The organism is Eleftheria terrae (genome assembly GCF_030419005.1).
In the GTDB taxonomy this organism is placed as follows: Bacteria; Pseudomonadota; Gammaproteobacteria; order Burkholderiales; family Burkholderiaceae_C; genus Caldimonas; species Caldimonas terrae.
The window spans coordinates 634,655-647,821 of sequence record NZ_CP106951.1 but is presented as its reverse complement, the minus strand read 5'-3'; the positions used below and the strand labels follow the sequence as shown (position 1 = coordinate 647,821).

The 13,167-nt window shown below is 70.2% G+C and carries 13 protein-coding genes; 4 read left to right on the top strand and 9 right to left on the bottom strand.

Features of this window, described 5'->3' with window-relative positions; genetic code table 11:
- The first annotated feature begins 97 nt into the window (after positions 1-97).
- Positions 98-1,084, top strand: coding sequence for an LLM class flavin-dependent oxidoreductase (locus N7L95_RS03100; RefSeq protein WP_301258352.1), 987 nt, complete (start codon positions 98-100; stop codon positions 1,082-1,084).
- A gap of 48 nt (positions 1,085-1,132) precedes the next feature.
- Here the strand turns inward: N7L95_RS03100 and N7L95_RS03095 are convergent, their stop codons facing one another.
- Complete coding sequence (locus tag N7L95_RS03095; protein ID WP_301258351.1) at positions 1,133-2,764, bottom strand: response regulator; 1,632 nt, start codon at positions 2,762-2,764, stop codon at positions 1,133-1,135.
- A 241-nt stretch (positions 2,765-3,005) separates the two neighbouring features.
- On the opposite strand from N7L95_RS03095, the gene N7L95_RS03090 reads away from it, so the two are divergent.
- A complete protein-coding gene (locus N7L95_RS03090) occupies positions 3,006-3,410 on the top strand; it encodes a ribonucleotide reductase subunit alpha (protein WP_301258350.1) in 405 nt (134 codons plus the stop codon).
- A gap of 526 nt (positions 3,411-3,936) precedes the next feature.
- On the opposite strand, the gene hppD is transcribed toward N7L95_RS03090, so the two are convergent.
- From hppD to N7L95_RS03065, 5 genes are read right to left on the bottom strand one after another with little or no spacing between them, the layout of a single operon-like run.
- A complete protein-coding gene (gene hppD / locus N7L95_RS03085; RefSeq protein WP_301258349.1) occupies positions 3,937-5,013 on the bottom strand; it encodes a 4-hydroxyphenylpyruvate dioxygenase in 1,077 nt (358 codons plus the stop codon).
- Positions 5,014-5,037: 24 nt separating this feature from the next.
- Positions 5,038-6,264: a Glu/Leu/Phe/Val dehydrogenase dimerization domain-containing protein gene (locus tag N7L95_RS03080; RefSeq protein WP_301258348.1), complete on the bottom strand. Its 1,227-nt coding sequence runs from the start codon at positions 6,262-6,264 to the stop codon at positions 5,038-5,040.
- Between the two features lie 29 nt (positions 6,265-6,293).
- Positions 6,294-7,088, bottom strand: coding sequence for an ABC transporter ATP-binding protein (locus tag N7L95_RS03075; RefSeq protein WP_301258347.1), 795 nt, complete (start codon positions 7,086-7,088; stop codon positions 6,294-6,296).
- Positions 7,088-8,017 carry an ABC transporter permease gene (locus N7L95_RS03070; protein ID WP_301258346.1) on the bottom strand — a complete coding sequence of 310 codons (930 nt, stop codon included), beginning with the start codon at positions 8,015-8,017 and terminating at the stop codon, positions 7,088-7,090. The genes N7L95_RS03075 and N7L95_RS03070 overlap by 1 nt, the downstream gene beginning before the upstream one ends.
- Positions 8,018-8,029: 12 nt before the next feature.
- A complete protein-coding gene (locus N7L95_RS03065) occupies positions 8,030-9,007 on the bottom strand; it encodes an ABC transporter substrate-binding protein (RefSeq protein ID WP_301258344.1) in 978 nt (325 codons plus the stop codon).
- Between the two features lie 203 nt (positions 9,008-9,210).
- Here N7L95_RS03065 and N7L95_RS03060 point away from each other — a divergent pair, with 203 nt between their 5' ends.
- Positions 9,211-9,684, top strand: coding sequence for an Lrp/AsnC family transcriptional regulator (locus N7L95_RS03060; RefSeq protein WP_301258342.1), 474 nt, complete (start codon positions 9,211-9,213; stop codon positions 9,682-9,684).
- 64 nt (positions 9,685-9,748) lie between these two features.
- On the opposite strand, the gene N7L95_RS03055 is transcribed toward N7L95_RS03060, so the two are convergent.
- Entirely contained in the window at positions 9,749-10,258 is a 510-nt protein-coding gene (locus N7L95_RS03055; RefSeq protein ID WP_301258341.1) for a cupin domain-containing protein, read from the bottom strand.
- Between the two features lie 82 nt (positions 10,259-10,340).
- Complete coding sequence (locus tag N7L95_RS03050; RefSeq protein WP_301258340.1) at positions 10,341-11,618, bottom strand: SGNH/GDSL hydrolase family protein; 1,278 nt, start codon at positions 11,616-11,618, stop codon at positions 10,341-10,343.
- 101 nt (positions 11,619-11,719) lie between these two features.
- On the opposite strand from N7L95_RS03050, the gene N7L95_RS03045 reads away from it, so the two are divergent.
- Positions 11,720-12,634 carry a LysR family transcriptional regulator gene (locus N7L95_RS03045; protein WP_301258339.1) on the top strand — a complete coding sequence of 305 codons (915 nt, stop codon included), beginning with the start codon at positions 11,720-11,722 and terminating at the stop codon, positions 12,632-12,634.
- A 16-nt stretch (positions 12,635-12,650) separates the two neighbouring features.
- On the opposite strand, the gene N7L95_RS03040 is transcribed toward N7L95_RS03045, so the two are convergent.
- Positions 12,651-13,127: an Lrp/AsnC family transcriptional regulator gene (locus tag N7L95_RS03040; protein WP_301258337.1), complete on the bottom strand. Its 477-nt coding sequence runs from the start codon at positions 13,125-13,127 to the stop codon at positions 12,651-12,653.
- Between the last annotated feature and the right edge of the window lie 40 nt (positions 13,128-13,167).

The window sequence follows — 13,167 nt, the reverse complement described above, 5'->3', positions numbered from 1 at the left end:
AGCCCATGCTGGCATGTCGCCGTGCCGGGCGCGGGCGTGGCGCACCGCACGGTGCACCGGGCCTTGTGCCGGCCGGTGGCGACCCCACATGCCCGGGATGATTCCCTTCTCCGTGCTCGATCTGGCGCCAATCAACCAGGGCAGCGACGCCGCGCAGTCCTTTCGCAACACGCTGGCGCTGGCCCGCCATGCCGAGGCGCTCGGCTTCCAGCGCTACTGGCTGGCCGAGCACCACGGCATGCCGGGCATCGCCAGCGCAGCCACCGCGGTGCTGATCGGCCATGTGGCGGGCGGCACCTCCACGCTGCGGGTGGGGGCCGGCGGCATCATGCTGCCCAACCATGCGCCGCTGGCCATCGCCGAGCAGTTCGGCACGCTTGAGTCCTTGTATCCGGGGCGTATCGACCTGGGCCTGGGCCGCGCACCGGGCTCCGACGCGGCCACCGCCCGCGCGATGCGCCGGCACCTGGCGAGCGATGCGGACCAGTTCCCGCAGGACGTGATGGAGCTGCTCGACTATTTCGCCGGCTCGCCGCGGCAGCCGGTCCAGGCGGTGCCCGGCGCCGGCCTGCAGGTGCCGGTGTGGATCCTGGGCTCCAGCCTGTTCGGCGCGCAGCTGGCGGCGGCGCTCGGCCTGCCGTATGCCTTTGCCTCGCACTTCGCGCCGGGCCAGATGATGGCGGCGATCGAGACCTACCGCAGCCAGTTCCGGCCGTCGGCCCGGCTGGCCCGGCCGCATGTGATGCTCGGCTTCAACGTGTTCGCGGCCGACACCGACGAGGAAGCCGCCTGGCACGCGACGTCGCTGCAGCAGGCCTTCGTCAACCTGCGCAGCGGCCGGCCGACACCGCTGCCGCCGCCGGTGGCCGGCTATGCCAGCGGGCTGGACGCGCAGGCCCAGGCGCTGCTCGCGCAGGTGCTGTCCTGTTCCGCGGTGGGCGCGCCCGAAACGGTGCGCCGGCAGCTGCGCGCCTTCATCGAGCAGACCGAGGCGGACGAGCTGATGATCACCTCGCAGTTCTTCGACACCGCCGCCCGGCTGCGCTCCTACGAGATCGCGGCCGAGGTCCGCACCATGCTGTGAGGCCGGGTCCCCGCGGCCCGGTCAGCGGCCAAGTCAGCGGCAGCCGGGTCAGCGGCTGCGGGCGGCGGAAGCCATCGTGCGGGGATCTTCCGCCCGTGTCAGGTGCACCTGGGTGCCGTAGCTGCGGTAGCGGTCATGCAGGGCCTGCACCTCGGCGGCCAGCGGCTCGACCTCTTCGATCTCGTGGCGGTGCCGCTCGATGGTGTGGCCGGCCAGGTCGATGAGCTTGGCATTGAGCGTGCGCTGCGCATGCGCGAGCAAGACCTGCACCGCCTGGCGCGGCGAGCCCTCCAGCGTGTGGGACACGGCTTCCTCCGCCGCGCCGCTGATCGCGGTGTAGGCGGCCTGCAGCAGCGGCTGCAGCTCGGGGCGCTTGTGCACCGCTCGCCCCAGCAGTTCGGCCGTGGTGCGTGAGACAGCAAAGCGCCGCCCGAGGATGTCGACGTGGTGCGGCAGGTCCTCCAGCCGCACTTCCTGCAGGTCCAGCCGCGACAGCACCATCAACAGGTTGCAGGCCGCTTCGAATTCGAAGTCCGGGGCCGTCACCTCGTCGAGCAGGCGCCGCACGCTCGCCACCGCATCGGCCACCCGGCGTTGCAGCAATTGGCCGAACACCTCCAGCACGGCCTCGAAGCGGCGCAACCGCGCGCTGTGGGGCGCGCCCTCGCGGGCCTGGGACATGCTCTCGCGCGAGCGCGCCAGGCCCCGGGCGTCGGCAGCGTCGAATTGCAGGGTGCCCAGCAGCACCAGCCCCTGCAGGTCGAAGACCTTGGATTGCAGCCCCAGCCGGCTGGCCTTCTGCAGCGCCTCGGTCGCTTCCTTGGCGCTGCCGTAGTAGAAGGCCAGCAGGCCGAGCTTGACCAGCCGGGCCACCGAACCGGGGGTGAGGTCGCAGGCGCGGCGCAGGGCGGCCATGGCCTGGTCCGGCTCGCCCTGGTCGAGCAGCACGCGGCCCATGACGTCGTAGGCGTCGGCATAGCCCGGCTGCTCGCCCAGCAGGCTTTCCAGGGTGCGCCTGGCCTGCAGCGCACCACCGGCCTCGTATTGGGTGCGGGCCACCCCGAGCCGGGCCCAGGGCAGGGCGCGCACTTTCAGGATGGCTTCGAACATCTTCTGTGCCGCATGGGGCTTGCCCAGCCGCAGCCAGAGCTCCGCGCCGATGCGGGCAGCATGCACCCAGTTCGGGCCGTGCGTCTCGAAACGGGCCTGGCACAGCTCGGCAGCGGGCAGGAATCGCCCGTCCTCGACCTGAACGATGATGTCGCGCAGCGAACGCTTGCGCTGGCGGGCCTGCACCAGGCGCTCGCGCAAGGCCTGCTCGGTATGGGGCTTGATGAGGTAGGCATCGAGCGCGGCCTCGGCGGCCTCCGCCACATGGGCGTAGCCGGCCTCGCTGGAGATCATCACGACCACGGTGGACAGCGGCAGCAGGTGGGCCAGCCGCAGGTCGTCCAGCAAGTCCTGCCCGGTCATCGGCTCGCCGGGGAAGTGGTATTCGCACAGCACGATGTCGAAGTGCCGGAACTCCAGCGCCTTGCGCGCCTCCATGGCCCGGCTCGTCTGCACGACACGCGAGATACCGAAGTCCCTCAGCATGCCGGCCAGGATGCTGCGCGAGGTGGGGTTGGCGTCCACCACCAGTGCGCTGGCGTTCAGGATCTCTTCGTCGAGCAGTTGCATGCGTCGCCCCTGAAACCGCGGACCGCGGCGGTGAGTGCGCCCGGGCCGTGTACGGTCGCTTGTACCTGATGCGCGCTGCCCGGCGGGCTCGCCTCCTGGTTCGCCCAGGGCATCAGTGTGACGGATTGCGCGCCATTCCGCATGCGGGGCCGCCTGCCGGGGCCTTGCGCTGCATCAAGGCGGCACGAAGGCCGCCGGGCGAAGCTCGGCAGCATCGATACAGCCCCGAGGAAACACCACCGTGCCGTCCCATTTGTTCCAGGCCCTGCTGGAAGCCGCCCGGGCCCAGGCGGAACCGCAGCGCCTGCTGTTTGTCTTCGCCGGCTCGGAGTTGCCGGCAGGTGCCTCCGCCGAGCAGCGTGCGCGCTATGAAGCGGGCGAAGGCGGTGCACTGACGCCGCTGATGTGCGTGGACAAGCCGGCCGAGGGCCTGCACAGCTTCGCCGCGCTGGTGGAGGAAAGCCGGCAGGCCGGCCCGCCGTGGCAGGTGGTGTTCGTGGCTGCGCTGGCTGGCCGGGGCGGCCAGTCGCCGGCGGATGAGGAGGTGGAGCGCGCCTTGCGCCGCATGGTCGAGGCGGTGAACACCGGGGCGGTGGACGGACTCCTGGCGTACAACCCGCAGGGCGAGGTGCTCAGCTTTCAGTGAAGGCGGAACTCCGCTGAAGAGCGACCTGCTTGGTCACCCCAGGGTGTCAGCGGCTCACCGGGTGTTGATGATTGCCGGCTTCGTTGTCCACCGGCAGCCGGCCCGGCCATGCCGCTGCCTTCGCTTCCATGTCGGAACGCCTCCGACCATGGCGGGCGCGTGCCGCAGGCACCTGGGCCGCCGGACGCCAGCTTGCACCGCTGTCGAGGCCCCGCCGGCGCCTGCCGCCGTCGCAGCCGTGGCAGGCGGACCGCGGCCGGGAGCAACCGGCCGGCCACCTCCGCGCACTGTGGCTGCCGACTGCGGCTGCAGATGGCCGAACGCCTGACGCTGCTGCTCCCGCCCGGGACGACCCGATCGATCCAGGTGCGCGAAGGCGCGCGCACGCCCCGGCTCCATTGGCGGCCTGGCGGGAGTGCAACGCCGCCAGCCGCCGCCTGGCGCTGCAGCTGCGCTTCTCGGCCACGGACCGATAGCGCAAAGGGCGGCCGAGCCGCCCTTGTTTGGGTGAGCGATGGCAGCCGGCTCAAGCCGTCTTGATGACGCCCCGGCGCACCTGGTCGCGCTCGATCGACTCGAACAAGGCCTTGAAGTTGCCTTCGCCGAAGCCGTCGTCGCCCTTGCGCTGGATGAACTCGAAGAACACCGGGCCGAGCACTGTGTTCGAGAAGATCTGCAGCAGCAGGCGCCGGCCCTCGGGGCCGGTGGCACCGTCGAGCAGGATGCCACGGGCCTGCAGCTCCTGGGTCGGCTCGCCGTGGTTGGGCAGGCGGCCTTCCAGCATCTCGTAGTAGGTGGCGGGCGGGGCGGTCATGAAGGGCATGCCGGACTGCTTGAGCTTGTCCCAGGTGGCCACCAGGTCGTCGGTCAGCAGCGCGACGTGCTGGATGCCCTCGCCGCTGAATTGCATCAGGAACTCCTCGATCTGGCCGGAGCCCTTGGACGATTCCTCGTTCAGCGGAATGCGGATCTTGCCATCCGGCGCCGTCATGGCCTTGGAGGTCAGGCCGGTGTACTCGCCCTTGATGTCGAAGTAGCGGATCTCGCGGAAGTTGAACAGCCGCTCGTAGAAGGCCGCCCAGTAGGCCATGCGGCCGCGGTAGACGTTGTGCGTCAGGTGGTCGATGAGCTTCAGGCCGGCGCCCTGCGGGTGGCGGTCGACGCCCTCGATGAACTCGAAGTCGATGTCATAGATCGACTTGCCTTCCTCGAAGCGGTCGATCAGGTACAGCGGCGCGCCGCCGATGCCCTTGATGGCGGGCAGGCGCAGCTCCATCGGGCCGGTGGGGATGTCCACCGGCTGTGCGCCCAGCTCCAGCGCGCGGGCATAGGCCTTGTGCGCATCCTTGACGCGGAAGGCCATGCCGCAGGCCGCCGGGCCATGCTCGGCCGCGAAGTAGGCCGCGACGCTCTTGGGCTCGTTGTTGACGATGAAGTTGATCTCGCCCTGGCGGTACAGCAGGACGTTCTTCGAGCGGTGGCGGGCCACCAGCGTGAAGCCCATCATCTCGAACAGGGGCTCCAACACATTGGGGGTGGGCGACGAGAATTCGACAAACTCGAATCCCATCAGCCCCATCGGGTTCTCAAACAGATCGGTCATGGTAGGGCTCCTGGTGCGGGGCGGTTAAACAAGCTGGGCGAGCGTCAGCTCGAAGGCGGTGCGGGCGATGCCGGTGCGGGCGGCGGAGCGGCCATGGCAGCGCTCCAGCGCGCGGGCGATGGTCACCGACACGTCCTCGAAGATCGCAGCGTCGGAGATGTCCGCCTCGCCCTGCATCAAATAAGCGAAAGCACGCGCCATGCCGCAGTTGGCAATGAAGTCGGGAATCACGGCGACGCGGCTGTCGGCATGCTCGTAGGTGGGGCCGTAGAAGATCTCGCGGTCGGCGAACGGCACGTTGGCGCCGCTGGACACCAGCTCCAGGCCAGCGGCCACCAGCTGGTCCAGCTGCTCGCGCGTCACCAGGCGCGAGGCGGCGCAGGGCAGGAAGATCTCGGCACCGGCGCTCCAGGCGCGGCGCTGCAGTTCCTCCGGCGGCAGCAGGCCGTCGGCGGCCAGGCGGTTGCCTTGCTTGTTCAGGAAGAACTCGCGCACCTGCTCGAAGCTCCAGCCCTCGGCCTGCAGCAGGCCGCCGTCGCGGTCCAGGATGCCGACGATGCGGGCGCCGGCCTGCGCCAGGTAGTAGGCCGCGGCCGAGCCGACATTGCCCCAGCCTTGCACGATGACGCGCTTGCCGGCCAGCTTGCCGCCGTACAGGCGGTAGTAGTGCCGCACCGACTCGGCCACGCCCCAGCCGGTGATGAGGTCGGCCACCACCAGCTTGCGGCCGGCGTCAGGCGTGTAGCGGGGGTCCTCCACCACCTTGGAGACGCCGGTACGCAGCTGGCTCACCTTGCGGATGCGCTCGCTCTCGGTGGGCGAGTAGTGGCCGTTGACCACGCCTTCCTGCGGGTGCCACAGGCCGTGGCTCTCGGTGATGGGCACCACCTCGTGCACTTCGTCGACGTTGAGGTCGCCGCCGGTGCCGTAGTAGGTCTTGAGCAGCGGCGTCACGGCCTTGTACCAGCGGCGCAGCACGCCGTCCTTGCGCGGGTCGGCCGGGTCGAAGTCGATGCCCGACTTGGCGCCGCCGATGGCGGGGCCTGACACCGCGAACTTGATCTCCATGGTCTTGGCCAGCGACTCCACCTCGCGGCGGTCCAGCCCGCGGCGCATGCGGGTGCCACCGCCAGCGGCGCCGCCGCGCAGCGAGTTGATCACCACCCAGCCGCGCGCCGGCGTCTCGGCGTCATGCCATTCGAAGACGATCTCCGGGGCGCGGGCCTCGAAGCGTTGCAGCAAGTCTTTCATCCATGCACTCCTGGTTTTGCGATGAGGCCTCAGGCCAGCAGCAGCTTGTCGTCGTCGAGCTTCTCGCCGCGGGTGCGCTCGAACATCTGCAGCAGGTCGGGCACGTCCAGGCCGGCGCGCTCGCTGCCGGCGACGTCGAGGATCACCCGGCCTTCATGCAGCATCACGGTGCGGCTGCCGTAGTCGAGCGCCTGGCGCATGCTGTGGGTCACCATCATCGCGGTCAGGCCGTTCTCGGCCACGATGCGGGCGGTGAGCTCCAGCACGAAGGCGGCGGTCTTGGGATCGAGCGCGGCGGTGTGCTCGTCGAGCAGCAGGATGCGCGAGGGCCGCAGCGAAGCCATCAGCAGGCTGATGGCCTGGCGCTGGCCACCGGAGAGCAGGCCCATGCGGTCGGCCAGGCGGTTTTCCAGGCCCAGGTTGAGCGTGCTCAGCTTGGCGCGGAACTCCTCCCGCAGGCTGCGGTTGAGGGCCAGGCGCGGGCCGCGGTCTTCGCCGCGCTTGCAGGCCAGCGCCATGTTCTCCTCGATGCTGAGCGCCTCGCAGGTGCCGGCCATCGGGTCCTGGAACACGCGGGCCACCAGGTCGGCGCGCTGCCAGGCGCAGCGCCGGGTGACGTCGATGCCGTCGATCTCGATGCTGCCGCGGTCCACCAGCAAGTCGCCGCTGATGGCGTTCAGGCAGGTCGACTTGCCGGCACCGTTGGAGCCGATGACGGTGACGAACTGGCCCTTGGGAATGCACAGGTCCAGCCCGCGCAGCGCCCGGTTCTCGATCGGCGTGCCGGGGTTGAAGGTGATCTCGAGTCCTTGGGCGCGCAGCATCAGCGGGCCTCCTTGCGAACGGGCAGGGCGGCGCCGGCCGGGCGCGGCCGCAGCGCCGACAGCTTGCGCTTGTAGGTGGGCACCAGCAGGGCCAGGGCGACCAGCACCGCGGTGACGAGGTTCAGGTCCTGCGCCTGCAGGCCCAGAAAATCGGTGTTGAGTGCCAGCGCGATGAAGAAGCGATACAGCACCGCGCCGAGCACGCAGGCCAGCGTCGTCAGTACCAGGCTGCGGGTGGGCATCAGCGTCTCGCCGATGATGACCGCGGCCAGGCCGATGACGATGGTGCCGACGCCCATCGAGATGTCGGCCCCGCCCTGCGTCTGCGCGAACAGGGCGCCGGCCAGCGCCACCAGGGCGTTGGACAGCGCGAGGCCGGCGATGGTGTAGCGATCGGTCGAGATGCCCTGGGCCCGTGCCATGCGGGGGTTGCCACCGGTGGCGCGCATGGCCAGGCCGGCTTCGGAAGCGAAGAAGGCGTCGATCAGCAGCTTGGCGGCCGCCACGATGGCCAGCAGGATCAGCGGCTTGAGCCACACTTCCGGCAGGTCGCCAAAGCTCAGCAGCGTGAACACCGTGGGCTCGCTGATCAGCGCCACATTGGGCTTGCCCATGATGCGCAGGTTCACCGAGTACAGGCCGATCATCACCAGGATGCTGGCCAGCAACTGCATGATCTTCAGCTTCACGTTGAGCCAGGCAGTCAGCGCGCCGGCCAGCGCGCCGGCAGCCAGCGCCGCCGCGGTGGCTGCCAGCGGATGCCAGCCGGCCACCGTCAGCGTGGCGGCCACCGCGCCGCCCAGCGGGAAGCTGCCGTCCACCGTCAGGTCGGGGAAGTTGATGATGCGGAAGGAGAGGTAGACGCCCAGGGCGACCAGCCCGAAGATCAGGCCGATCTCGATGGCGCCGAGCGAGGCGAACAAGGACATGCTCGGCTTCCCTTACTTGACCACGACCTTGGCGGTGCTGACGAGGTCCTGCGCCAGCGTGACGCCTTGCTTCTGGGCGGCACCGGGGTTGAGGTGCAGCTCGAAGGTGGTGGCCGTCTGCGGGGCGATCTTGCCCGGGGCCTCGCCCTTCAGGATGCGGGCCACCACCTTGCCGGTCTGGCGGCCGAGGTCGTAGTAGTTGAGGCCAAGCGCCGCCACCGCGCCACGCTTGACGGCGGCGGTGTCGGCCGCCACCACCGGCAGCTTGGCCTGCTGGGCCACCTTGACGATGCCCTCGAAGGCCGACATCACGTTGTTGTCGGTGGGCGCGTAGATGACGTCGGCCTTGCCGACCAGGCTTTGTGCTGCGGTGGGCACATCCACCGTGCGGGCGGCGGCCGCTTCGACCAGCGTGACGCCGGCGGCCGGCGCGGCCTTGCGCAGCGCCTCGAGGATGGCGACCGAGTTGGCTTCGCCCGGGCTGTAGATGACGCCGACGCGCTTGCCCTGCGGCACGATCTTCTTGATCAGCTCCAGGTGCTTGTCCAGCGGCGACAGGTCGGACACACCGGTGACGTTGGTGCCGGAGGGCTCCCAGCTCTTGACCAGCTTGGCCGTCACCGGGTCGGTGACGGCGCTGAAGACCACCGGGATGTCGCGCGTGCCGGCCACCACGGCCTGGGCCGAGGGCGTGGCGATGGCCACGATGACATCGGGCCGGTCGCCGATGTACTTGCGGGCGATCTGGGCGGCGGTGCCGGTGTTGCCCTGGGCACTCTGGTAGTCGAACTTCAGGTTCTTGCCGGCCTCGAAGCCGGCGGCCTTCAGTTCGTCACGCACGCCGTCACGGGCGGCGTCGAGGGCGGGGTGCTCGACGATGGCCGTCACCGCCACCGACTTGTCGGCGGCCAGCGCCGGCAGGGCAGCGCTGGACAGGGCCAGCGCTGCGGCGGCCAGCAGGGAACGACGGACGAAGAAATTATGTTGCATGGTCTTGTCTCCTCTCGTAAGGGGCTCCACCTCCCGGCCACCGCGCGGGAGGCTGCTGCAGGCTTTGTGCCGCCTGATCGGAATGGCATTTTGAGGAGGAGAACTTTAGGGTCGGACGGCCGCAATTACCTTTCGAAATAGGGCGGGGTGAACCCTGGGGTGAGAGATAAAATTTCTCGCTTCCGCTGAACGAGGAGAGAAATTTGTACGCAATTGATCTGGATCGAACCGACCGCAAAATCCTCGGCTTCCTGCAGGAGCACGGCCGGGCGTCCAACCTGGAGCTGGCCGAGCAGGTCAGCATGTCGGCGGCCCAGGTGCTGAGGCGCCACCGGCGCCTGGAGGAAGCGGGCGTCATCGCCCGCTACGAGACCCGCCTGAACCCGGCCAGCCTGGGGCTGAACGTGGTGGCCTTCATCCATGTGTCGATGGAGAAGGGCCACATCCGCGAGCTGCCCAAGTTCAAGGACCTGATCGCCGACCTGCCGCAGGTGCTGGAGTGCTACTCGGTGACCGGCGACTTCGACTACGTCATCAAGGTGATCGAGCGCGACCTGAAGTCGCTCTCGACCTTCCTGATGGACACGCTGATGCAGCTGCCGGGCGTGACCGGCGTGCGCTCCAGCGTCTGCCTCGACGAAATCAAGTGCACCAGCGCCTTGCCGCTGCCGGTGTGAGGTCGCGCCAGGCGCCGCGGCGCGCACCCATGGCGGCTCCGGGGCCGCGCCAACGGCCCACCGCCTATGCCGGCCCGCCGGTGTCCACACCTTCCCAGTAGCCCTGGGTGGCCGACTGGCGGTAGCCCTCGCCGGTGAGCTTCACCGCGATGCGGCCGGTGTCGGGGAACACCACCACATCGTGCGGATGCGGGGCGCCGAGGACCAGGTAGCGGCAGGGCTGGTCGCTGCGGTTGATCAGGGCGTGGCCCAGCTTCTGCCCGGCCGGGAAGCACACGTAGTGCCCCGCCTGCAGCTCCCAGGTGTGCTCGCCCAGGCGCAACGTGAGGCAGCCCTCCAGCACATAGACATGCTCCTCCTCCAGCAGGTGGTAGTGCAGCTGGTTGGCCTGGCGGCCGGGCGGCAGCACTTCGAGCGACACGCTGATCTGCGAGCCACCGCCGAAGGAGCTGAGGTGCTGGAAGCGCATCCCGTAGCGCTCGCCGCGCATCACCTCCTCGGTGGGGACGCGGCTGACATGGAAGGGCTCGAACACACCTTCGGTATTGAGGGAGCTGGGGGGGTGATCGCTCAAGGCTGTACTCCGTGGGGCGGCCGGCCGGCCGATGCAGGCATTCTGCAATGGCTACCCGCCGTGGCCCGAGCCGCGGGCCGCCTCAGCGCCGGCCCAGCAGCAGGTCGAGGTCGATGCCTTCGGCCATCGCGCGGTAGCCGGCATCGCCGGGGTGCAGGTGGTCGCCGGAGTCGAGGTCGGCCCGCAACCGGGCGGGCCGGGCGGGATCGCGCAGGATGCGGTCGAAGTCGATCACCGCATCGAATTCACCGCTGTCGCGGATCCAGGCATTCACCGCCTGCCGGGCGCGCTCCTTCCCGGGGCTGTAGTGCCCCTCCAGCGGCGTGCCCTGCAGGGCGCCTTCGAAGGGCGTGAGGGTGGCGCCGACGATACGCACGTTGTGGGCCCGGGCCTGGGCGATGAGTTGACGCAGGCCGTCGATCAGTTCTTGGGGCGGAACCGGCCGGTCCTGCGGCGCGAAGGGCCCGCCGGGCCAGCCCAGGTCGTTGGTGCCCAGCAGCACGATCACCGACCGCAGCCCGGGCACCGAGAACACGTCGCGGGCCAGCCGGGCCGCGGCGTTCACGCCCATGCCGTCGCGCAGCAGCCGGGCACCCGCGATGCCGGCATTGAGGCTCGCGACGCCGCGGGATTGCAGGCGCTCGGCCAGCACGTCGGGCCAGCGCCGGTCGGCGCCGGGGGTGGCGCCGACACCATCGGTGATGGAGTCGCCCAGCGCCACCACCGCGGCGGCCGGCTGCGCCGTCTCGACCAGCAGGCCGGACAGGAAGACCCGCACCGGCGACTCGGTGGCACCGGCCAGCCGCGGCGCCTGGACATGGCGGCCCGGCACCTGGTAGGCCGTCTCCAGCGCTCCCCAGTGGAAGCCGGCTGGCGCGCTCGGCTCCGGCAGGTAGAGCGAGACGGCCACGCGGGCCAAGGCCGGCAGCGCCAGCTCGACCGGGTCGCTCACCGCCCGCCCGCCGGGTGGGATCAGGACCGCCTCGCTGCCGGCGAAGCGCAGCGGCCGGTCGGTGGCCGGGTCGATGGCCGAGGCATCGGCCGCCCGGGCCAGGCGGGCTGCGCCAATGCGCAGCGGCTGCCGGCCGTATTCGTTGCTGAGCACGACCCGCAGCCGGCTGCCGCCGACGCTCAGGCGTGCCACCTGGCGCAGCGTGTCCCCCGCATAGCGCGCCGGCAGGTGGGCCGGCAGCACGAAACCGGGTTCCCAGACCGGCTGCGGGCTGGCCATCCAGCTGAGGCTCCAGTGGGTGGCAGGCGCCGCGGGCGGTGGCGTCTGCGCGGAGGGGGCGGCACCTGCGCCGCCGACAAGGGAGGCCGCCAGCCACAGGGCGACGGCCGAACGAAGGTGTTTTTTCATGATGCTGGCCCATGGGCAGTGAAGGTGTGGCCACCTTAGGTTCTTCCGGATTCGACGAGAACCCATAAGATGCGCAGAGACGCCATTCCAAGAAGGAATAGATGGACACCTTCAAAGCCATGCGCGCCTTCGTGCGCAGCCTGGAGCTGGGCAGCCTGTCCGCTGCGGCGCGGGAGCTGCACACCACCCAGTCGGCGGTCAGCAAGCTGGTCTCGGGGCTGGAAGCCAGCCTCGGCGTGCGGCTGTTCCAGCGCGGCAGCGCCCGGCTGGCGCCGACTGACGAGGCGCGGCGTTTCCATGAGCGCGCGCGGCAGCTGCTGGAGGACTATGAGGAGGCGGTGGCCGCCGTGCGCGAGCAAGTGCGGGTGCCGCGCGGCCTGCTGCGCGTCAGTGCGCCGCTGGCGCTGGGCCAGGCGCGCCTGAATGGGCTGCTGCTGGAGTTCCTGAGCGGCTATCCGGAGATCGAGGTCGAGTTGCGGCTCGACGACCGCTTCATCGACCTGGTGGAAGAGGGCATGGATGTGGCGCTGCGTTTCGGCCGTCACCTGCCGCCGGACCTGATCGCCCGCCCGCTGTGCAGCTCGCCGCGCTGGCTGGTGGCCGCGCCGGAGTATCTCCGGCACCGCCCGGCTCCGGCCCGGCCCGAAGAGCTCGCCAGCCACGACTACCTGCGCTACGCCCGCGCACCGGCCGACTCGGTCACGCTGAGCAACGCATCGGGCAGCGTGCAGGTGCCGGTGCGCAGCCGCTACCGGGTCGACAGCGCCATGGCCATCCTCGACGGCGTGCTGGCCGGCGCAGGCGTGGCGCTGGAGCCGGCCTGGCTGGTGGCCGGGCTGGTCGATGCCGGCCGGCTGCAGCGGCTGTTGCCGCAGTGGTGCGGGCCCTCCCAGGAGGTGTTCCTGCTGCATGTGCAGCGCCGCCAGCAGCCCCTGCGGGTGCGGGTGCTGCTCGATTTCTTGGCCGAACGCGTGGCGGCGCTGCCCGGCATGCAGGCAGGCGCCGGAGCCGGTTGAACGCCGCGGGCGCCGCCTACACCGGCAGCGCCCGCGGCGCCTTCACTTCCTTGAGCGAGAAGCTGGAGTTCATCTCCTTCACGCCTGGCAGGGTGCGGATGGTGCTGCGGGCGAACTCGCCGAAGCTGCTGAGGTCGCGCGCCACCACCTGCAGCAGGAAGTCGTACTGGCCCGAGACGTTGTGGCAGGCGACCACCTCGGGAATGCGCATCACCGCGTCCTCGAACTGCGAGCCCAGCTCGGCGTTGTGGCTCTCCATCATGATGTGGACGAAGGCCGTCACGCCCCAGCCCAGCCGGGCGGCGTCGAGCCGGGCGTGGTAGCCCTGGATGACGCCTTGTTCCTCCAGTCGCTTCAAGCGCCGCCAGCAGGGCGAGGTGCTGAGCGACACCCGGTCGGCCAGCTGCGCAGTGGTAAGGCGGGCGTCGCGCTGCACTTCGTCCAGCAGCCGGCGATCGGTGCGGTCCAGCGGGGAAGGGGCATCAGATTCCATGATTGGCTATTAGTCCGACAAGACATGCCCTGGATTCGGC